The 18,674-nt window shown below is 70.0% G+C and carries 28 protein-coding genes; 6 read left to right on the top strand and 22 right to left on the bottom strand.

Annotated elements, in window-relative coordinates:
- Window positions 1–270: 270 nt before the first annotated feature.
- The 21 genes from ACTHK2_RS03950 to ACTHK2_RS03850 all read right to left on the bottom strand — a co-directional run bounded on the left by ACTHK2_RS03950 (window position 271) and on the right by ACTHK2_RS03850 (window position 15,127).
- Window positions 271–2,019, bottom strand: a complete 1,749-nt coding sequence (locus tag ACTHK2_RS03950; RefSeq protein ID WP_440244395.1) for a glycosyl hydrolase family 28-related protein — start codon at window positions 2,017–2,019, stop codon at window positions 271–273.
- A gap of 149 nt (window positions 2,020–2,168) precedes the next feature.
- Entirely contained in the window at window positions 2,169–2,486 is a 318-nt protein-coding gene (locus tag ACTHK2_RS03945) for a hypothetical protein (RefSeq protein WP_440244394.1), read from the bottom strand.
- 66 nt (window positions 2,487–2,552) lie between these two features.
- Window positions 2,553–3,386, bottom strand: a complete 834-nt coding sequence (locus ACTHK2_RS03940; protein ID WP_440244393.1) for a hypothetical protein — start codon at window positions 3,384–3,386, stop codon at window positions 2,553–2,555.
- A 5-nt stretch (window positions 3,387–3,391) separates the two neighbouring features.
- Entirely contained in the window at window positions 3,392–3,964 is a 573-nt protein-coding gene (locus ACTHK2_RS03935; protein ID WP_440244392.1) for a hypothetical protein, read from the bottom strand.
- 23 nt (window positions 3,965–3,987) lie between these two features.
- A complete protein-coding gene (locus ACTHK2_RS03930) occupies window positions 3,988–6,750 on the bottom strand; it encodes a hypothetical protein (protein ID WP_440244391.1) in 2,763 nt (920 codons plus the stop codon).
- A gap of 1 nt (window position 6,751) precedes the next feature.
- The gene (locus tag ACTHK2_RS03925) at window positions 6,752–7,633 is read right to left on the bottom strand and encodes a hypothetical protein (RefSeq protein WP_440244390.1); all 882 of its coding nucleotides are present in this window, start codon (window positions 7,631–7,633) and stop codon (window positions 6,752–6,754) included.
- Window positions 7,634–7,702: 69 nt separating this feature from the next.
- Window positions 7,703–8,242: a hypothetical protein gene (locus tag ACTHK2_RS03920; RefSeq protein WP_440244389.1), complete on the bottom strand. Its 540-nt coding sequence runs from the start codon at window positions 8,240–8,242 to the stop codon at window positions 7,703–7,705.
- A 17-nt stretch (window positions 8,243–8,259) separates the two neighbouring features.
- A complete protein-coding gene (locus tag ACTHK2_RS03915) occupies window positions 8,260–8,799 on the bottom strand; it encodes a hypothetical protein (protein ID WP_440244388.1) in 540 nt (179 codons plus the stop codon).
- 210 nt (window positions 8,800–9,009) lie between these two features.
- A complete protein-coding gene (locus ACTHK2_RS03910) occupies window positions 9,010–9,219 on the bottom strand; it encodes a hypothetical protein (RefSeq protein WP_440244387.1) in 210 nt (69 codons plus the stop codon).
- On the bottom strand, window positions 9,216–9,785 hold the full coding sequence (locus tag ACTHK2_RS03905; protein WP_440244386.1) for a DUF6475 domain-containing protein: 570 nt from the start codon (window positions 9,783–9,785) through the stop codon (window positions 9,216–9,218). The genes ACTHK2_RS03910 and ACTHK2_RS03905 overlap by 4 nt, the downstream gene beginning before the upstream one ends.
- On the bottom strand, window positions 9,772–10,770 hold the full coding sequence (locus ACTHK2_RS03900; RefSeq protein WP_440244385.1) for a hypothetical protein: 999 nt from the start codon (window positions 10,768–10,770) through the stop codon (window positions 9,772–9,774). The genes ACTHK2_RS03905 and ACTHK2_RS03900 overlap by 14 nt, the downstream gene beginning before the upstream one ends.
- A 31-nt stretch (window positions 10,771–10,801) precedes the next feature.
- Window positions 10,802–11,002 (bottom strand): hypothetical protein, encoded by a 201-nt coding sequence (locus ACTHK2_RS03895; protein ID WP_440244384.1) that lies wholly within the window; start codon window positions 11,000–11,002, stop codon window positions 10,802–10,804.
- 162 nt (window positions 11,003–11,164) lie between these two features.
- Window positions 11,165–11,530 (bottom strand): HNH endonuclease, encoded by a 366-nt coding sequence (locus ACTHK2_RS03890; RefSeq protein WP_440244383.1) that lies wholly within the window; start codon window positions 11,528–11,530, stop codon window positions 11,165–11,167.
- Window positions 11,527–12,477, bottom strand: a complete 951-nt coding sequence (locus tag ACTHK2_RS03885) for a phosphoadenosine phosphosulfate reductase domain-containing protein (protein WP_440244382.1) — start codon at window positions 12,475–12,477, stop codon at window positions 11,527–11,529. The genes ACTHK2_RS03890 and ACTHK2_RS03885 overlap by 4 nt, the downstream gene beginning before the upstream one ends.
- Window positions 12,474–12,629, bottom strand: a complete 156-nt coding sequence (locus ACTHK2_RS03880; protein WP_440244381.1) for a hypothetical protein — start codon at window positions 12,627–12,629, stop codon at window positions 12,474–12,476. The genes ACTHK2_RS03885 and ACTHK2_RS03880 overlap by 4 nt, the downstream gene beginning before the upstream one ends.
- Window positions 12,623–12,979 carry a hypothetical protein gene (locus ACTHK2_RS03875; RefSeq protein WP_440244380.1) on the bottom strand — a complete coding sequence of 119 codons (357 nt, stop codon included), beginning with the start codon at window positions 12,977–12,979 and terminating at the stop codon, window positions 12,623–12,625. The genes ACTHK2_RS03880 and ACTHK2_RS03875 overlap by 7 nt, the downstream gene beginning before the upstream one ends.
- Window positions 12,976–13,791 carry a hypothetical protein gene (locus ACTHK2_RS03870; protein ID WP_440244379.1) on the bottom strand — a complete coding sequence of 272 codons (816 nt, stop codon included), beginning with the start codon at window positions 13,789–13,791 and terminating at the stop codon, window positions 12,976–12,978. The genes ACTHK2_RS03875 and ACTHK2_RS03870 overlap by 4 nt, the downstream gene beginning before the upstream one ends.
- Window positions 13,788–13,994 (bottom strand): hypothetical protein, encoded by a 207-nt coding sequence (locus ACTHK2_RS03865; protein WP_440244378.1) that lies wholly within the window; start codon window positions 13,992–13,994, stop codon window positions 13,788–13,790. The genes ACTHK2_RS03870 and ACTHK2_RS03865 overlap by 4 nt, the downstream gene beginning before the upstream one ends.
- Window positions 13,991–14,461: a hypothetical protein gene (locus ACTHK2_RS03860; protein WP_440244377.1), complete on the bottom strand. Its 471-nt coding sequence runs from the start codon at window positions 14,459–14,461 to the stop codon at window positions 13,991–13,993. The genes ACTHK2_RS03865 and ACTHK2_RS03860 overlap by 4 nt, the downstream gene beginning before the upstream one ends.
- Before the next feature lie 5 nt (window positions 14,462–14,466).
- Window positions 14,467–14,712 (bottom strand): hypothetical protein, encoded by a 246-nt coding sequence (locus ACTHK2_RS03855; RefSeq protein WP_440244376.1) that lies wholly within the window; start codon window positions 14,710–14,712, stop codon window positions 14,467–14,469.
- A gap of 100 nt (window positions 14,713–14,812) precedes the next feature.
- Window positions 14,813–15,127, bottom strand: a complete 315-nt coding sequence (locus ACTHK2_RS03850) for a hypothetical protein (protein WP_440244375.1) — start codon at window positions 15,125–15,127, stop codon at window positions 14,813–14,815.
- Between the two features lie 281 nt (window positions 15,128–15,408).
- On the opposite strand from ACTHK2_RS03850, the gene ACTHK2_RS03845 reads away from it, so the two are divergent.
- The 3 genes from ACTHK2_RS03845 to ACTHK2_RS03835 all read left to right on the top strand — a co-directional run bounded on the left by ACTHK2_RS03845 (window position 15,409) and on the right by ACTHK2_RS03835 (window position 16,584).
- Window positions 15,409–15,564, top strand: a complete 156-nt coding sequence (locus ACTHK2_RS03845; protein WP_440244374.1) for a hypothetical protein — start codon at window positions 15,409–15,411, stop codon at window positions 15,562–15,564.
- A gap of 69 nt (window positions 15,565–15,633) precedes the next feature.
- Complete coding sequence (locus ACTHK2_RS03840) at window positions 15,634–15,897, top strand: hypothetical protein (RefSeq protein WP_440244373.1); 264 nt, start codon at window positions 15,634–15,636, stop codon at window positions 15,895–15,897.
- Between the two features lie 216 nt (window positions 15,898–16,113).
- Window positions 16,114–16,584 carry a hypothetical protein gene (locus ACTHK2_RS03835; protein ID WP_440244372.1) on the top strand — a complete coding sequence of 157 codons (471 nt, stop codon included), beginning with the start codon at window positions 16,114–16,116 and terminating at the stop codon, window positions 16,582–16,584.
- Between the two features lie 127 nt (window positions 16,585–16,711).
- On the opposite strand, the gene ACTHK2_RS03830 is transcribed toward ACTHK2_RS03835, so the two are convergent.
- On the bottom strand, window positions 16,712–17,062 hold the full coding sequence (locus ACTHK2_RS03830) for a transcriptional regulator (protein ID WP_440244371.1): 351 nt from the start codon (window positions 17,060–17,062) through the stop codon (window positions 16,712–16,714).
- Between ACTHK2_RS03830 and ACTHK2_RS03825 the strand changes: the two genes are divergently transcribed.
- From ACTHK2_RS03825 to ACTHK2_RS03815, 3 genes are all read left to right on the top strand, one after another.
- Window positions 17,061–17,738, top strand: coding sequence for a LexA family transcriptional regulator (locus tag ACTHK2_RS03825; protein ID WP_440244370.1), 678 nt, complete (start codon window positions 17,061–17,063; stop codon window positions 17,736–17,738). The two genes, ACTHK2_RS03830 and ACTHK2_RS03825, sit on opposite strands and share 2 nt — an antisense overlap.
- 111 nt (window positions 17,739–17,849) lie before the next feature.
- On the top strand, window positions 17,850–18,308 hold the full coding sequence (locus ACTHK2_RS03820) for a hypothetical protein (protein ID WP_440244369.1): 459 nt from the start codon (window positions 17,850–17,852) through the stop codon (window positions 18,306–18,308).
- Between the two features lie 111 nt (window positions 18,309–18,419).
- A partial coding sequence (locus tag ACTHK2_RS03815) for a hypothetical protein (protein WP_440244368.1) occupies window positions 18,420–18,674 on the top strand: 255 nt, incomplete at its 3' end.

Raw genomic sequence — 18,674 nt, 5'->3', positions numbered from 1 at the left:
GACCCTCCGAGATCGCGCGACGGACGAGCTTTTCGTTGCAGCCGTCGCGGCGCGCGAACTCGCGCTTCGAGATGCGTTCCTGCGGACATGCGGACATGCGGACACCCCGCGAATCAGGTAGCTGGAGAGACATCACGGCGCGCAACTGCCCGCCCCGCTCGAGGCCCGGGAAGGACCCATCGGAAATTCCTACCGATGAGCGCCGGACGCCCCGGATCGTGGCGCGCGCGCAACGTTTTCGCGGCCGCGCGGCGCCACCCCGGCCCCACGTCAGTTCCCGACGTAGACCGCGAGGTTGTTCGTCACCGACCCGCCCCACGCGATGGAGTTCGGCACGTTCAGGTAGACGGCGAACTGCTGACCGGGCGACGGGTTCGGGATCGTCGCCGACACGGCGGCCAGCCCACCGGAGATCACGCCGAACGACACGATGCGACCGTTCGTGATGTCGTAGACGTAGATGTTGCCCGTGCTGTTGGACGAGCCGACCTGCACGCTCGCCTCGATCCGCAGCATCCGCGGCGGGTTGCCGGTGGGCGCCGTGATGATGCCGGTCGAGGTGTTCAGCAGCCCGCGGTAGCGCGCATACACGCCCGACGTCGACACCGAGTTCCAGACGATGGGGTTGATCCCCGTCGGCTGCGTGCCGGAGTTGACGTAGGCGTAGAAGCCGAGCTCCACGGCGTGGATCAGTTGCCCACCGGCGACGCCGTTCATCCAGTCCAGGAAGCCGCTCGCCGTGTGGAACGCGGTCTTGCCCACCGCGATGCGCGCCGCGGGCGCGAGCGTCGCGTTGATCTGAGAGACCGTGCGCACCCCGGCGTTGTAGTAGAAGAGGTTGCCGTCGGGGATCGCGATCGTCCCGGCGAAGCTGGCGTCCTCGATGTCGACGACCGCGATGCTGCCCGTGGGCAGGTTGCCGAAATACCCCTTGCAGTTCGTCGCGGTGAAGCCGCCCAGCGTCGAGCCCGGCGAGCTCAGGGCGCGCGGGTTCGAGATCAGGGCGAGCGTCGTCGTCGACTCGAGGTTCGCGTTGTCGACCTGCACCGACCCGTACTGGTTGCCGAACGTGCTGCTGCTGCAAGGCTGAATCTGGATCGCCGCCGCGCCGGCCGGCGTCCCGCTGTGGAAACCGATCTCGCCCCCGAGGATGTTGACCTCCGAGCCCTCGACGAGCAGCGCGCAGTAGGTCGGCGACGTCAGCGGTGGCGAGAAGTTCGAGACGGTGTTGGAGTCGATCTGCGAGCCGACGAACGCGACGACTGCCTGACTGCCTCCGACGTAGACGCCGGACGGGCAGAATGGCGTCATGAGGCCGTGGAAGGTCACCTCGGCGATCTGGCTGTCGTTCGTGTACTCGCCGACCTTCACGCCCAGCGCGCAGTGGTGAGCCGTCAGTCCGTAGATGTCGACGTAGGCGGCGATCGGGCTGAAGGCGCCGCCAGGCGCCGTCGTGAGGTAGAAGCCGCACCCGTAGAGGTTGGGGTCGGCAGTCGCGCCCGTGAAGTGGCTGTCGGCCGTGACCGACCAGGCGCCGTGGATCTTGAAGTTCTCGGCGTTGACGACCTTGACGACGCTGTCGTAGGGCGTGCTCGCGGAGCCGCCAACGAACGCGGCGCCCTGCATGTGGAAGCTGCCGAAGTAGCAGTCCGTGAAGACGAACTGGCTCGTCGTGAGGTAGCGACCTGGGGGAAAGACGAGGTTGTAGTAGAGGCTGCGGCCCTTGACGAACGCGTAGGCCGCCGCGATCGCCGCGGTGTCGTCGGTGACCCCGTCGCCCTTCGCACCGAACTGCTTCACGCTCACGGTGTCGCGCAGTTCGTCGAGGACCGTGCGCTGTACCGACCCGGTGCCGATCTGATGCGTGCGCAGGTCTGCGGCGCTGACGTAGGTCGCCAGGGCCTTGAACAGCTGCGACGGCGTGACGCGCGCCGTGGCGCCGCCCTGAACGACAACGATCATCTCGGTGCCATCGGCGTCCATGCCGGCCGGCAGATCGGAAATCTTGATGTCGGTCATCGAGGGCTCTCGGCTGCAGGGGCGCGCGAGCGCGGGTGTTTGGGTCGGGTCAGGGATTACGCGGCACGTTTACCCCGAGCGCGCGGGGCGCGGGGAACGTGCGGCGTCGGCAGAACAGGAGGCGCAGGGCCTGCGCCAGCCTGCGCATGTCAGCCCAGGACGGTGACCGTCAGCGACGCCGGGGCGGCGTAGCTGGAGGGTGCCGGGGCGGGACTCGGAGCGGGCGCCGGTGCGGCAGCCTGCACCGTGAACGACGCCGTCATTGCGTCGCCCATCGGCGCGTTGTTGCTGTCCAGGGCTTGGGCCGAAGCGACGTGGTTGCCCTCGGCGATGCCGTCGAAGGTGGCGGTGACGTCGGCGACGATCTGCGCCTGGTCGTCGACCTTGAAGAGGTAGGAGCCGCTGAACGAGACACCGGCGGGCAGCGGCGTGTCGACGGTCGCGAGGACGAGTTGGACTTTGGCCATGGGACTTCCTGGTGGACGAATGAAGGGGACGTCAGGAAGTCTCGGAGCGTCGACTTGAGCGCGGCGTCACGCCTCCCAGATCAGCTCGACGCAGCCGCCGGTGCCTGCGGCGCCGCCCGTGCCCCCATAACCACCTCCGCCGCCCGCGCCGTAGGTCGTGGCCGCCGCCGAGGCCGCCGCAGTCGACGTCGACGCGTTGCCGCCCGCCCCGCCGGAGCCGGCACCGAAGCCGGAGCTGCCACCGCTGCCGCCTCCGCCATTCGTCGCGGAGCTCGCGCCGCCGGAGACGGTGCCCACCGTGTTGCCGCCGCAATACGGCGAGCCGCCGCCTGCGAAGTTCACCGCGCCGCCAGCGCCGCCTGTGCACGCGAAGCCTGCGTTGTTCCTACCCGCCAGCGGAGTTGTGCCGGCCTGCGTGCCGATCGATCCGGCGCCCGCTCCGCCTGCTGGGCCGCTGGTGAGGCCGCCGTTCGATCCACCGCCATTGCCACCGTTCGTCGACGCTCCAGCGCCGCCGCCGGATCCCGCAGCATAGTTGCGCGTACCAAGGGTGGCGCTGGCGATGGAGGTCGCGGTCCCGCCGGTGCCGATCGCGCCCGCGGCGCCGCCGGCGCCACCCGTGCCGATCGTGATCGTGAGCGTCTCACCTTGCGTCACCGTGATCTTCTCGCCGAAGCGCTGCAGCCCGGCACCGCCCCCGCCACCACCGCCGCCAGCGCTGGCGAACCCGCCACCGCCGCCGCCGCCACCACCGGCCGCGTTGACCTCGAGCTGCATCGCGGGCGCGGCGAAGCTGAATGGTCCCGAGCCGGACGCTTGCAGGACGCCATCGAGGTACCAGCCGGTGGGCGTGAACTGGGCCCAGTGCTTTTGGCGGACGTTGCTGGAAGTGGTGCTCATGGCGTTCAGACGTATTGCGCGTCGTAGAAGCTGTCGGCCCCGCCGTGCGTGAGCGTCGGCGCGGTGCTGGAATTGGTCACCACGATCCCGGCCGCGAAGGCGCGGCCGCGCGTGCCGTAGTCGAAGCTGCCGGTGCCGCCAGGCGCGACGCGAATCACCGCCTTCGGCACCGCGGCGTCCGCCGGCAGCGACGTGGCGTCGTGCAGCTGGTAGTACTGGGCGACGCCCGAGTTGTTCAGGATCGTCAGCGTGAACAGCGTGCCCGGCGTGGCCTTGATGACGTGGCTGCCCTCGAGCTGCGTGCTGCTCGCGTTCGACCCCGGCGTCGTCAGCGTCGCGACGTCGCGCGAGATGGCGCGCAGCTTCGCGGATACGGTGCCCGCAGCGCCGGCCGCGACGGCGGCGTCCGCGACGGCGCCCTGCGTGACGTCGGCGCCGTCCGCCACCGTCGCCGCGCCACCGCCGCCGCCACCGCCGCCCCCACTGAGGTAGACGACTCGGGCGAACGTGCCGTCGCCCATGTCCTTGAAGCGCTCCGCCGGGCTGAAGGCGTCGGCGGATTTGATGATGTCGGCCATGGTTGTCCTCGCGGTTCAGCGGCTCAGGCGTCGTAGAACTTGATCTGCAGCAGCCCCGGCGCAGTGCCGGTGTGGTTGTTGATGCGCAGGCGCCAGTTGGTCGCCCCGGCCGGGATGTCGACGACGAACGTGTCCAGGCATGGGCCGCAGGTCGCACCCCCACCGGCGCCTGTGGTGCCGTTCGCCGGCACGTGCTGGGTGCCGATGAGGACGCCGTCCATCAGCACGTCGACCGGCGTCGCCTGCGAGTCGGTGCCCCACACCTCGATGCGCTTGCGCCGACGCCGCTTCTGCGTGCGCACCCAGTCGACGTTGCGGTCCAGCGCGCTGGCACCGCTCCAGTAGATCGCGTTGTTGGTGCCGTTGATCGCGAGGTTCTGGCCGCTGCCGACGAGGTCGCTCGCGTTCTGGAAGTAGGTCAGCGTCAGCACGTCCTCGCCGTTGACGTTGGCGTAGTTGCGCGCGCCGGTGTACTTCTTCACGGCGGCGAGGCGTGCCGAGTAGTTCGAGTCGCCAGCATTGATGCTGTCGCTGTAGTACTGCAGCGCCATCCACTGACCGCTGTTGTTGCCATTGACCACGATGCGCGGCGAGACGTGGTACCAGCAGGCCTTCTGGATCCCGTTCTTAAACACGAGGTCGATCAGCGCCGTGCAGAAGGTCTCGGTGCGCTGGTCGGTCGAGGCGGCGACGTTGTAGTTGTAGGACGGAGACGTCTGATCGGCGATCGCGAACTCGTAGGCGTAGGGCTTGATGCCGTAGCGCTTGCACCAGTACACGTGCCCGCGCACCGAGTTCTCGACCGAGTTGATGTTGGCGGGGTCGTTGAGCGCGTAGTACAGGCTGCTGGTGTTCGCGGGGTCGTAGAGATCCGCGACCGATGTGAGGGAGGCGCCTGGCGCCACGTAGGGCGCGATCGACGCAGCGTTCATCCACGTGATCGGGTCGCCGCCCGAACCGCCATTGCTGCCCAGCCAGGACGCGTACGTCAGCTCGAAGGGTGCCGACTTGTTCAGCGTCAGCGCGTTGAACGACTTCGCGTACGTCTGCATGTTGAGGTGCCACTCGTCGCCGTAGGTGGCGTGCGGGCGCACAGCGAACCACCCCGCGGCCGATCGGTAGCTCGCGCGCGTCGTCCACTTCAGCCGCAGGCTGTTGATGCTCCACGCGAGGTTGTCGCGCAGGATGTCGGCCGTTGGACGGAAGAACATCTGCGTCGCCTGCGTCGACGTCGTGATGCTGTCCGTCGTGTTCGTGGTCGCCGACTGGTAGGTGAACGTGCGCGTCGTGCCCGCAGCAGCGGTGCCGTTGCCATCGTCGACCAACGTGATCGGCGTCGAGACGGAGGTGTTCAGCGTGCCCACGTTGAACGAGGTCTTGCTGGCGTTGACGATGACCTGCGCGCCGTTGACGATGAATGGGTTGCCTTGCGAATCCAGCAGCGTGTTGACCGCCTGCGTGAGCACCACGGTGACGGTGCCACCGTTGACGATGTTCATCGTCGAGATGACGGGGCCGGGGCCGGTGACTTGGCCGCCCGTGTTGGTCGTGAGCTCGTAGTTCGCGATGCCGCAGGCTTCCAGCATCGCGAGGTTCTCGTAGCTATGGAAGCGCGTCGACGACGCAGAGTTCCAGGTCTCGTTGCTCCACTCCACGATGAGCGGGATCGAAACGTTGCAGGCCGTCGCGAGCGCGGCGAGGTTGCCGGCGTAGTTGTCGTCGGCGAACGGCGGCAGGTTGATGAACGCCCATTTCAGGCGCGAGCCGGGATAGGCCGCGATGGCGTTCAGGATTGCGAAGATGCGCTCCCAGCTGTTCGTGTCCTGGCCGGGCCCGCTTCCGTGGCCGGCGAGCTGCGGCCCGTTGTTGTAGTCCAGCGGCCGCTGCGCCCATGTGGTATCGGTGCGCGCGTTGGCGTTCGTGAGGTCGAGCGTGCGCACGCCGGAGAAGCTGGCCCAGTGCGCGAGGAACTCGGTCCAGAACATCGGCTTGCCCACCGACGTCGCGGAGCCGTCGCGCGGGATGTCCCAGAAGGTGATCGGCCCGTCGAAAGCGAAGGATGCGACGCCGCCGGCCGCTAGCGTGAACGTGAACGATCGGGTGACCCCGTCGCCCTGCACTGCGCCGACGACGAGTCCCGTCGCGGTCGACTGCGTGACGCCGTCGGCGGTGACGGCGTTGCGCATGTTCGTCGCGCCGCCGGGGGACCTGTAGTACCCCGTCCACGTGGCGGCCGGCAGCGAGCCGTCGAGCCCGCTGGTGCCCTGGCTGATGCAGCATGCGAACGCAGTCGTCGGCCAGCCGTTGGCGTCGACGGTGACGCTCTGGTTCGACGTGTTCGCGAACCGCGCGCCGTCGAACACCGCGTTCAGGTACATCCGCACCGGCAGCGTGCTGTTCGTGCCGGTCATGTTCCCGCCGAGCTGATCCATTCCCTTGAAGGTCGGGACGGCTTGGATCGTGACCGGCAGGCTCGCGGAGCTGCGCTTCAGTGCCCCTACGGCAGCGTCCTGGGTGAGGTAGACGACCTTGCCGGCGTCGCCGACAATGGTCTGGTAGGACGTGCCCTGGGCGACGTTGTTCAGCATCACCGCGGGCGAGCCAAGTGCGGCCGCCGGCGACGCCGCGGTGGTGGCGGCCGAGAAGCCGCCTCCCGTCCCAGTGGTCACCGTGATGAGGTCGCCCTCGAAGATCTCGGGCGGCAGGTACGGCGCGCCCGTGAAGAGCGGGCCGCCCGCGGCACCGGCGGCCGCGGCCGCGATGGCGGCGAGGGCACGGCGCGACATGTCAGCTCTTCCCGCCGATGACGACGTAGGTGTTGTCGGCGACCCACTTCAGCAGGTTGACGAAGTAGGTATTGCCGGCCTGTCGCTGGTCCTGGATCTGCACGCCCGGGCCCTGCACCCAGGCCACGAGCCCGGGCCCGGCGGTGTCGAAGTTGAAGCCAGCCGGCATCCCGGCGTTGACGGTGAGGCTGATCGCGTTGGGCGTGATGCCGCTGTTGCCGTTGTCGCCGGCGACGAGCGCGCGCGAGGTCGGCTCCTGGGTCGTGACACCGCCCGACCCGCCGCCACCTCCGCCCCCACCGCCTCCGCTGGACTGCGTCGGTGCCGTGCCGAGCTCGTGCAGCGGGAACCGCACGATCCATGCTGCGAAGGCGCCGTAGACGGAGCCCGGCGCGAGGCTGACGACCTTGCAGGCACCGGTGGTGCCGCCGAAGCTGCTCGAGCTCAGCGCGGCCGCGGAGCCGCCATTGGCGGCGCCGGATGCCGCCGGCGCGAACCCGCAGAAGGCGCCGATGTTGGCGGCGACGAGCGCACTGGGCGTCGTGCCGTCGTCGACTGCGATGAAGTCGATCTCGGGGTCGTCGCAGACCCAGAGGTAATAGTCCTTGGTCTTCACGGCGGGCACGCTCATGCGCGTGCCGCCGATGAAGCCGCCCGTCGCCGGCAGGCCCGGGTCGACCGCGACGACGACCCCGCGCACGGCGACGCCGCTGGCGCCGCTGTGCAGGGTCACCGTGGGCACGCCGACTGCATCGCTGCCGGACGACGACTTCACGACGTCGCCGACGCGGTAGGCGTTGGTGTCCGCCTGCGGGACGTAGTACCGGTTCCAGCGGGTCAGCGAGCGGGGCGTGAAGCCCGAAGGGGTGTTGGCATTCGACATGGCAGCCCGACGCGGCGCCGCCGTGGCGCCTTCCTGCGGGTCATGCTCGGGCCGCGCGTTTGAGGCGCGTCAGGCGTCGAAAAGGCCGAGCTGCAGCCACACGATCGCCAGCGTCGCCGCGGCGCGCCGGCGCACCTTGGAGGCGGAGCGGCCGCCGCGCCGCGACGTCCAGAGGTCGTCGAGGTCGTAGTCCAGCAGCGGCAGCTGCACGGGCTCGACGTCGTCGGCGATCACGCGCGGCGCGGGCGCGCGAGGCGCGGTGACGCCGTCCCAGTGCACGAACAGCGCGGGCGGTGGCGGCGCCGGCGGCAGCTCTCCGCGCGGGCGCCGGCGGCGCGGCGGCGCGCCGGGGGCCGGCGCGCGACGGCGCTCGATCGTCGCCGAGATGTTGCCCGGGCCCAGCTTCCAGCCGACGCAGACGACGCCGCGCTGGCGCACCTTCTTCACCAGGCGCAGCTTCAAGGCATTGGCCAGCAGCTGGTGCAGCGCTCGCGCCTCGACGCCGAGCTGGCGCGCGAAGTCTGGCGTCAGGATCACGGCGCCCTGCGGAAGCGCCTTCAGGATCGCGAGCGCGCGCGATCCCGTCGAGCCCTCCCACATGAAGCCCATCGTGTTCGCCCTCGCCTTCAGGTCACCAGCTTGCGCCGGGCGTAGTGGCCGATGAGCAGCGACTCGGCCTTGTTGTGCGCCTTGACGTGCGCGAGCTCGCCGGCGAGCGCGGGGAACAGCTCGCGCGCGCGCTTCACAGCCGCCGGCAGCTCGCCGCGCGCGCGGAGCTCGTTGGCCTTGCCGACCAGCCCGTAGAACTTCTGCCACTCCTGCGGCGGCACCAGCGTGGCCGGCATCGCCAGGATGTCGCATGCGGCCTCGATCGCGCCCAGGCTGCGCATCAGGCTGCCTTCGGACTGGATCGTGGCCGTGCGCGTCGAGCCGATGGGCAGCGCCTGCACGCGCTCGCAGAAGGCCAGCATCTCCTCGCCGGCGATCGCCTGGCTCGCGATCAGGCGCACCAGTTCGGCGCCGTCGATGCGGCGCGGCACGTAGGCGCGGCTGGCACGCTCTGAGACCGGGAGCGCCAGGGTCGGCAGGTCGTGCACGCTGGCACCCGCCGGGCCGATGAAGGCGACGGCGCCCGTCAGCCCGGGGTCGAACGCGACGATCAGCATGGCACGGCCTCCAGCGCGGTACCGCGGCGATCGACGAAGAGCGGGCACCACCGCATCCTCTTCAGCGAGACGCTGCCGTCGATGATGCGCACGCCGGTGGGCTCCGAAGCGCGCGCGCAGCGGTCGACCTGCGCGCAGCGCCGCGCCGCGGGCTCGCACCGCGCCCGGGCGCCGAAGTCGACGCAGTTCGCGCAGTCGCCCTGGGGGCAGTCAGAACGGCAAGGGTTCGTCATGGTCTTGCTCCTCGTGGCGCTCCTGCCAGTGCGGCGCCGCCGGTAGTCCAGGCAGCGGCGCCTGCCGCTTCTCGCGCGGCGGGCTGCCGCGGGCGGCCTCGTCGTGCTCCGAGCAGAGCCGGCGGCCGAAGTTGACCGTCCAGCGGCGCCCGCAGCCGGGCCAGCTGCAGTGCAGGTCGGAAGTCATTCACGCCGAACCTCGATCGCGGCGGCGCGCTGCTGCTCGAGTCGCGTCGCCGGGGTGCCGGGCCCGGCGAGGCCGGCTGGCACGTTCGCGGCCTCGTGCGCTCCGACCAGCCGCAGCGGCGCGTCCGGCGCGCCGCGCGCGGACAGTGTGCGGTGGAGGTCGCAGAACCGCTTCTGCAGGAACGGCAGCTCGTCGACGGGCGTTCGGCACACCGTCGTCCAGCCGCCGAGGTCGACGATCGCTTGGTGCAGCACCGGGTCGCGGAAGTCCGGCGACGCGTAGGCGCCGACCGAACGCATCGCGTTCTGCACGCGCTGCCAGGCCAGCAGCTCCCGGTCGGTCGTCGTGCCGGCGAGCTGGCGCACGAGGTCGGCCGGCTTCGGCGCGAACTGCCCGCGGTCGGGGTCGAGCGCGTGGGCCGTCAGCGCCTTGCGCACCTGCTCGATGTCGAACGGCAGGCAGGCCTGCCACCAGACGTCGACGGTGAACTCGGTGCAGTCCTGGCGGTAGAAGCCCAGGGCCTGGGTCAGCAGCGCGACGAACTCGCGGCGGTCAGCGGGTCTCACGGTCTTTCGCCTCCTGTGCGGCCAGCCATCGCTCCGCGACGGCGCGGTTCGAGTCCTCGAGGGCCTGCTGGCGGTTGACGTGGCCGCGTCCTGCGGGTGCCGCGGTGCCGGCGGGACGCGGCGCTGCGGCCTCGGCTCGGCGGTTCAGCAGCGCCTGCAGCGCCCACGGCGCGCTCTTGCCCTGCTCCGTCGCCTCGATGGCGACGGCCTCGAACTCCTCGAGGCTCGCCCCGGCGTCGACGAGGTTGCGCAGCCGGTGGTCGCCCGGGCTTGCGGCGCAGCCCCTCGCCCGCATCGCCCTGGCGGCGAGGCCGTAGCGGGTGCCGCTGCCCTCGAGCGGCTCCGCCCCCCGGTCGTCGCTGTGGCCGCCGTCCCCGGCGCCTCCGAGGCCTTCGTCCGGCGGCGGCATCGCGAGCGCGCGCGAGGTGGTGGCGCCGGGTTGCGCGCCCTGATTCCCCGAAGGGGGAATTGCAGATGCAGATGGAAATGCAGTTGAAGGGGGGGGATTTAAGGGGGGTTTTTCACCGCCCCTTTCTTCATCATCCGAAGGGGGGTTTTCAAACCCCGCATTCGACTTGCGCGGCCGGCCTCCCTTCGCTCCGTGAGATGCTCCCTTTGCACCATGCTCTGCGCCAGCCGAGCCGCCTGCGGCGCGCTTGTCGCGCAGCACCTGATCGCGAACCATTCGCCGGCTGAAGATTGCCCCCTCGGCGCTGACGGAGGTCACGCCGGCGGCCTCGAGCTCGTCAAGCAGCTTCTTGCACTCGCGTGGCGCCACCCCGATAGCGTTGGCGAGCTGTTGCACGGTCATCGGCCGCCCGTTGATGACCAGATGGCCGTACGGCTTGGCTTGGTGGGCGATGCACAGGGCGTTGATCCACAACCCCTGCGCGGCAAGCGAGCACGACTGCAGCTCGAGGTCTTCACGCCAGTCCTTTGTGTAGAACTGGAATGCGGGCAGCTTGCCCTTATCGGAATCGCTCATGCGCCCCCCCTTTCGGCAGGGGGCGCGGACTTCAGTTCCCGTTCTTGGCGACCCGGAGTAACGCTTCGCCGATTTCGCGCGCGCACTCCGCCGGGAACACAACCTCGTTCCGCACGACCTTGCTGCAGTCTTCCGAGACACCCAGCACCACGATGATCACGTCGTGCTCGTCCTCGCTGAGATCCACCGAGATCTGGGGCCTGGGCATGATGAAGTGGAGTTCCTTGTCCATGGAAGGATCCTTTCAGTTGCGGGGGAACGATGATCGCAGAGCTCGCCACCCCAGATCCGAGTCGTGCCTCATTCGGCGCGCGTTCTCGCCTCTGAACGCAGCGCCCAACGTAGCGCAGGTCGATGTCGGCCGGCACGAGCGGGTCGGGAAGATCGGTCGCGGTCAAGCCGCACCCCCTGGCAGTTCGAAGTGGAAGGGCTGCAGCACGAGGTCGATCAGCGCGACCCCGATGTGCCTCAGCTGGTGGTACTGCTCCAGCGTGATGACGCGCGCGTAGGGCGTCGCCTGGAACGCGAGGTACATCCGCAGCCACTCGGTGCTGCGATCCTGCTTGCGGTGGTTGCAGTTCGCGCACGCGGCGCGCAGGTTCTCGCCCCAACTGGAGCCGCCGACCGAGATCGGCACGATGTGGTCGACGGTCTGGTCGGCCAAGCGCTTCGACAGGTCGAGGCCGCAGTACTGGCAGCGGTAGCCGTCGCGCGCCAGCACGTGGCGGCGGACGTCGGGGCGGACCAGGCTGCGGGTCATTCGCATAGCCCGTACGCGCTCTCGCACGCCCGCGGCTCCTCGGTGATCCGGATCCAGTCCAGGTTCTGACCGCCACGCTTCGTCTGCGACCACGCGACCACGTTCCGGATGCCGCGGCGGTTCAGGTGCGCGTCCCCGTGCGGGTCCGGGAAGAACGAGGCCTCCATACGCCGGCTCGCGCCCGCGACCAACGTCTCCCAGTAGGCGATCCGGTCGATGTGGCCCGGGAAGCGCTTCGAGATCTCGAGCACCTCGTCCTTGGCGGCGTTGATGCAGGGCATGCAGCCGACGCGCGTCATGCCCTGCCGGTACAGCGGATTCGGCGCGAGCCCGTAGCACGCCGCGGCCTCGAAGGTGTCGGCCGCCGACCAACGCAGGATCGGCCGGTGGTTGAACAGGCCTCCGCCGACCGCCTCGAACGAGCGCACGCACGCCCCGGTGCCCTGCAGCCTGGAACGCCGCGACTCGCTCTCGTCGAGCCGGACACCCTGCCAGGACCAAACGGCCTCGGCCTCGCCCCTGTCGATGAGGCCGAGCTGGTACTCGGTGAGGGGCAGCGTCTTCAGCTGCTCGGTGCAGAACTGCGCGCGGCGCGAGGGGAATCGGCCCTTCCACAGACACAGGTCAAGGAAGGGATTGCCCGTTGGCACGAGCGCAGCGATGGCGCGCGCGCAGTCGGCCGCGCTGACGCCCTTGGCGGGCCAGTGCTCGCGTACGTACTCGCGCTTCGCGACGATCTCGCGCTCGAACGACGCCCGGAGCGTGACGATCTCGACGCCGAGGTGCCGGGCCATGTAGGCGACGTGCGCGATGGTGGTCTCGTGCTCGTTGCCCGTGTCGGCGAAGGCGAAGCGGCAGGCCTCGCGACCGTGCTGCTCGATGGCGAGGACGGCCGTCGCAGCGCTGTCCTTGCCGCCGCTGACGGAGACGACGTGGAGGATGCTCAACGCTGCCTCCTGTTGTCGGACCTGATCTTCCATAGCACGAACAACAGGCTCGGTGCGCCCGCGGCGAGGCCCGCGCAGCACCCCTCGATCGCCCCTGACAGCGACGGGTGCAGATCGCGCCAGCTGAGGTACCACTCGAGCGCGGTCAGCATCGTGCCTCCGCGAACAGCTCGCGCTGCACCAGCGGGCCCGCGTCGGCGGGTTGCCTTGCGCCCACGGAGCCGACGCTCGGGCGGTCATCGCCCACGACGGGCTTCGGTGGTGTCAGGTGGTCGCGCAGGGCCTGCGCGATGTGCTTGTCCGTGCAGAGCACACTCGCGTACGGCGTGCCCTGGGCGGCCTCGCGGCAGGCGTTGGAGTGCATCCAGTACCAGTCCTGGCGGGCGGGCAGCATGTGCGGCCACGGGTCGCCCGGGAAGCGCTCCTTCTCGCGCACGATGTACGTGAAGATCCCAGGCAGCATGCGGCCGCGGATCCAGGGCGCGTCGAAGGCCAGCTTCACGCCGCCTCCGCCCGCAGCACGCGATCGAGGTAGTCGAGCAGCGTCGTCGTCTCGTCCCGGGTCAGGCGCACGAGATCCGCGTCGCCGCGCGCGAGGTGCAGCGTCCCGTCCGACCAGACCGCGCACCGGAACGGCCGGGGCACGCCGGTTGCTGCGCCCGGCCCGACCAGGTCGGCCGGGGCGGAGCCTTGCCGCTCGGCGCCCGAGGCGCTCGCAGGAACGGGCTCGGAGGCCGTTTGCGATGGTGGCGGCGAGGCCGCCGGTTCTTCCGGTCGATCCGACTGGACGGCGTCGTCGTCGGCGGCCGGCGCCCCGCGGGATGCCGCGACGCGCGCGCCCTTCCCTTCCCGCCAGGCGAGCCGCGGCGCCATGGGCACGGCGTCCGCGCCGTCGCCCTCGCCCGTCGTCGTCGTCGGCGGCCGGGGCTCCGCGGGGTGCTTGATGGCGATGCCCTCGAGCGGCGGGATCCAGCTCGCGGGCACACGGATCTCGGGCGGCACGGGCGCGGCCGCGGCGTCGAGCGTGCGCCGGACCTCGCGGAAGTCGGGATCGTCGTCTACCGGATCCTCGACGGCCGGGCGCGGCGCCGCACTCATGCGCCAGCGCCAGAGGCCGTCGACGCGCTCGCGAACCAGCACCCCTCCGACGACGGCGCGCTCGAGGCACGGTGTCAGTCCGCGGGTGTCGACTTCGAGGGCGTCGGCCAGCACTGCGGTCGGCACCGACGTGCCTGTCGGTTGGGCCGCGAACCACGCGAGCGCACGCGCGGCGACCGTTCCGGGCTGCGGGACGTATCCGCGGGCGACGGTCACGGCCGCAGCTCCTGGTAGCCGCCGTCGACGCGCGCCGGGCGCACCTCGACGACGTCGGTGTGCCGACCCATGGCCAGCGGCGGCTCCGCGCGCTGGCTGACGGTGAGCACCATGCCGTGGCGGCGCGCCGCGCGCGCGAGCTGCGCGGCCGCCGTCTGCAGTTCGTCCGGCGTGACCTTGCCGGCGATGACGAGATCGATCATTGGTCGCATCCCCTTCCGATGGCGCCCCGGTCGCGCGGCGCCGTGAAGTCCTTCCAGTGGACGCGGCCCTGCGGGCAGTAGAAGAACCACGGGCGATAGCGCGGCCCGGTGATGAAGAGCGTCCAGCACGCGCGCTCTGCGCCCGCGCCGTCTCGCACGAGCTCGATCCGGTGCCGCATCGAGCCCAGCAGGCGCACGACGACGTCGCCGGCGTGCCGCGGGCGCGCGCCTTCCGGCAGGTGCTCGACGTACTCGCCGCGCAGCAGCACCGACACGTTCGCCCACGGGTGGTCGTGCAGCGCGCGGTCGTCGTCGCTGCGCAGGAACTCGTGCAGGTAGACGTTGAACAGCGGGTTGCGCGGGAGCACCCACCACCGGCGCAGATACGGGCGTTCCTCTCCGCCGATCACGAAGTCCGGCGGCCGGCGCGTCATGCGCGCGATGAGGCGGTCGGCGAAGGACGTCATGGCGCTCAGCCCGGGAGGCTGCGCAGCAGCTCGCGCGTCACCATGAAGACGAAGCGCCTGCCAGTCTCGTCCCGCAGCACGAAGTCGACGGACGCCTTACCCGACTCCATGCCGCCGCGCACGACGACGACCTGCTCGACCTCGATGGGGCGCACGTCGGGCTGCGCGGCCCAGTTGAAGCCGCGCGCGACGGCGTCGTCCACGCCGTCGCAGATCGCGATCGACAGGCGGTTGTGGATGGGGTTCGTCAAGCGAGCTCCTGGTGAGAAAGGAGGCCGCCGAGCCGGAGCCCGGCGGCCGAACCCGCGCCCGAAGACGCGAGAGGGAGGAGATGGTTGTGGTGCACGGCGGTCACGCGAGTTGCCGCGCCTCGCGAAGCTGGGCCTCGAGCTCGCGGATCCGCGCCTCGCGCGTCGATCGCACGACGACGTCGCAACCGACCTGGTAGGCGAGCCACTGCAGCGGCGCGCAGCTGTTCGTCGCCCGCATGAAGGCGACCAGGCGCTTCGCCCACTGCTGCCAGACGCCGCGCATCGCGCGGCTCATGTAGCCCTGCGAGATGTGGATCTCGGCGGCGATCGCCTGATCGTCCTTTCCGCTCCACTTGGCCGCCTCGTTCAGTGCCCCGTTGAACGACACGCGCGCTAGCAGCAGCGGGTCAAGCATTGCCGGCGCCGGCGGCAGGCCGAGATCCTCGTGGCCGGTCGGCCGCGTCGGGCCGGCGACCAGCGCCGGGCAATTCCACCGTAGTCGACCGGATGCTTCCGATTTCCTGTGTCGTGGCAAGAGACTGCGATCCATGAAAACGACTCCCATCGTTGCGGTTGAAGAACGGTCAGGCTTGGCGCTGCGCCCGACGCTCCGCCCCACCCTGCACGGGGGAGTCGGCCGGCCGAATGGCGCGGGGTGCAACGGGCGCAGCGGCAAGACCACCACGGAGAAAGCAGATGACGAACGAGGACAAGGCCTGGGCGCGGCGCGCCGTGGCGAAGCTGCTGGCGCGCGCGGCGCTGGGACTGCGCGAGGAGGCGCGCGAGCGCCAGCTGGAGGTGCGCGCGGCGCGCGCGGCGGCGCGCCGGCTGCTGCGCGGGCCGGCGGCCTGATGGGGTGGGCGCCCGCAGTCGTGGCAGCATGGCGGCGCCAACCAACCACCAGCCACGAAAGGGGCACCCATGGAACACGAAGACGACAACCTCGAACTCTCGGCCGACGAGCTCGCCGCGGAACTGGCGATGCATCGGCAACTGATCGCGATTGCAATTGCGCACTCTCCTGCGGCCATGTCCGAAGCGCGATCGATCAACCTGCAGTTCTCGCAGGACGCGCTCGAGGCCAACGAAAACGCGTACTCGGACGCGTACATCGAGCATGCGATCGCGGTGGTCGAAGACGTCATACGTCACGCCGAGGCGTCGGCGAAGCGGTCGCAGAGCTAGCAGTCGAAAGCGCCTCGCCTGTGAGGCGGGGCACCATGAAGTACCTCGCGCGCCATCGGGCCCGACGTGCCCTCGCCTCAGCGCGCCGGCGACGCGCCGCTCCCGGAATAGGCTTCAGCGGCTTCACGTCAGGCACTCCCCGAGGGCGGCCGACCCTCCCGGGTTACGCTGGCGGCTTCCACACACACCAGCCCCGGGAGGGCGACCATGGAACTTGTGACCGCGCTGGCCTCGATGAAGGCCGGGATCGAACTCGCGACCATCGCCATGGAGGCGCGCGATGACCGCAAGATGCGCGAAGCCATCGGCGAGGTTTCGAGGAAGCTGGCCGATGCGAACATGGGTGCGCTCGGCATGTCAGAGCTCCTGCGCAAGCTCGAAGCGGAGCTGCGCGACACGACGGCAAAGCTCGCTGCAGCGGAGAAGCGACTCGGCCAGCGCGAGGAATACGCCCTCTGCGAGATCCGCCCGGGCGCCTTCGTCTACGCCTCGAAATCGGTCGGCGACGGCGCGCCCCCGGCTCACTACCAGTGCCAGGTCTGCTTCGATGCTGGCGAGAGCTCGGTCCTGCAGGGGACGCTCAGCGGTGGCATCCTCGAATGCAGGCGCTACCGCGCCCATCGCATCGTCCTGCGCCCCGCGAATCCTGTCGCCAGGGCTCGCGGTCTCGCTGGCTACGGCGGGTGACCTCGTACCCTGCGCTGCTGCGGCCGCGCCTCGCCGCTCATCCCGCTGCTTGAGCTCCGCGCGAGCGCGGGCAACTGCCTCCCAGACCTCTGCCAGCGAGACGCCGCTGCATGGCGGCCGCGATCCGTCATGCATGGGCCTGGCCCTCCGTGGCGACGTCGATCCCCTCGCCTGCCTGGGCGGCCTCGGCCGGTTCGACGGCGTCGCCATCGACAGCGACTTCCTCGAGTGGCGGGTTGTTCCGCACGACGCTCCAGTCGATGTCGGGCCGCAGCTGCTCGCAGGTGACGATCGGCCGCGCCGAGTCGTCAGCGTTCCGCGCACGCGTCGCGCGCTCGATCGCGGGACAGTACTCGGCCGGCACCTTGCCGCCGCCGCGCACCTTCCACATGCCCACGGTGCTGACGGAGACACCGATCGCGGCCGCCAGCGGCGTGTTGCCGCCCAGGGCGTCGATCGCGATGTCGAGGTAGGTCATGGCCAGCCACAAAAGTTATCACTTTCGTGATTGTGCGCCGATCACCGAAGTGATGCAAGCACCGCCGACAATCACAATTGTGAAAACACAAGCCGAACGACTCCGCTTTGCGGTAGACCAGTCGAAGAAGTCGCAGGAGGAAGTAGCGAAGGCCGCGGGCTACGCCGGCCAGAGCAGCCTCGGCATGGCGCTTTCGCGTGGGACCGAGCCGAAGAAGGTGCGCGAGCTCCTCGAGTTCATGGGCGTCCGCTTCGAGTGGTACCGCACGGGCCTCGGCCCGATGTACGAAGCCGACGTGGCTCGTCCAGTGCGCCCGGACTCGGTAACATCTCCTCTCCAACGAGCCGTCGAGCTCGTGCCATGGAGGGGACGAAATATGGAAGAGCTGCCGCAGCAGTTCGCGGTCGAGGCGCCTGACGATGTCATGGCGCCGGTGATCCGGTCGGGGTGCCGTGTCGAGATCGACCGCGAGATGACGCCTGGGGAAGGCGGACACGAGGACATCGTGCTCTTGAAGGACCGGGAGGGAACCTGGTTCCTGCGCCACTACATGCCGGGGCCGAACAAGCGCTGGGAAGCGCGCGCGGAGCGGCCTCATCCGACGATGGATTCGGAGCGCGACGGCCTCGAGGTCATCGGCGTCGTGACACTCGTGCATCGTCGGGCATCAAGCTGACGTCGGACGCGAATGGGTCTTCGTGTCTGCGCGGAGTGCAGCGGCCAAGTCAGTTCGCTGGCGACGAGCTGCCCGCACTGCGGCGCGCCCCAGCGGCCAGCCGTTCCCGTCTTGACCGACATCGCCCAGCCGGAGCAGCGGCGCGACACCTCAATGCCACTCTGGCTGCGAGTCGTCATGGTGGCGTTCGCGACGCTGATCATCTGGATCTTCGTTCTCGCCTTGTTGCCCCGCGACCCGCAGCAGGCAGGGGCACCCGAAACGACGCCGTGCCGCGAGTCGTCAGCGGTCTGCGCCTTCAAGTCTGACCGACAAGCCCTGACGTCAGCCTGCAAGACGGCCGTCGAGCACGAGGCGTTGACCGAGCTTCAGTGGACACGCGACGGGGACGATCTGCCCTTCGACCGCGTCATGTGGTGGGACGAGCAGCGCCGGGTGCTGCTGCTGGCGGGCGACGACCTTCGAGTGCGCAACCAGTACGGCACGTTCGAGAACTCCATCGCCACCTGTCGCATCGCCGTGGACACGCACGCGGTGTCGCTTGCCACGATCCAGCCTGGAAGGTGGTGAACCCCGGCCCCTAGTTCGTCAATCACATAATCACATTTGTGTTGACGCACTCGATCACATCCGTGATACTTCATTCCACGCGCTGCCCATCGGCGGCGACGGGGGATGGAGATGACGAGCAAGCCGAGGATCCACCAGGGCGACGTCCGGATCTACACGAAGGCCGACGCTGCGCGCTTCGAGCACATCGAGGAGATCACCGGCTCCCTCGACGTCGGCGCCGAGGGCCTGCAGCTGCCCGCGCTGTCCTCGGTGGGCGGCTCCCTCTACGTCGGCGCCGAGGGCCTGCAGCTGCCCGCGCTGACCTCGGTGGGCGGCTCCCTCTACGTCCGCGCCGAGGGCCTGCAGCTGCCCGCGCTGACCTCG

It is taken from the genome of Dokdonella sp., assembly GCF_051958935.1.
GTDB lineage: Bacteria > Pseudomonadota > Gammaproteobacteria > Xanthomonadales > Rhodanobacteraceae > Dokdonella_A.
Note: the sequence above shows the minus strand (reverse complement) of the source record. Positions and strands in the feature narration are given on the sequence as shown.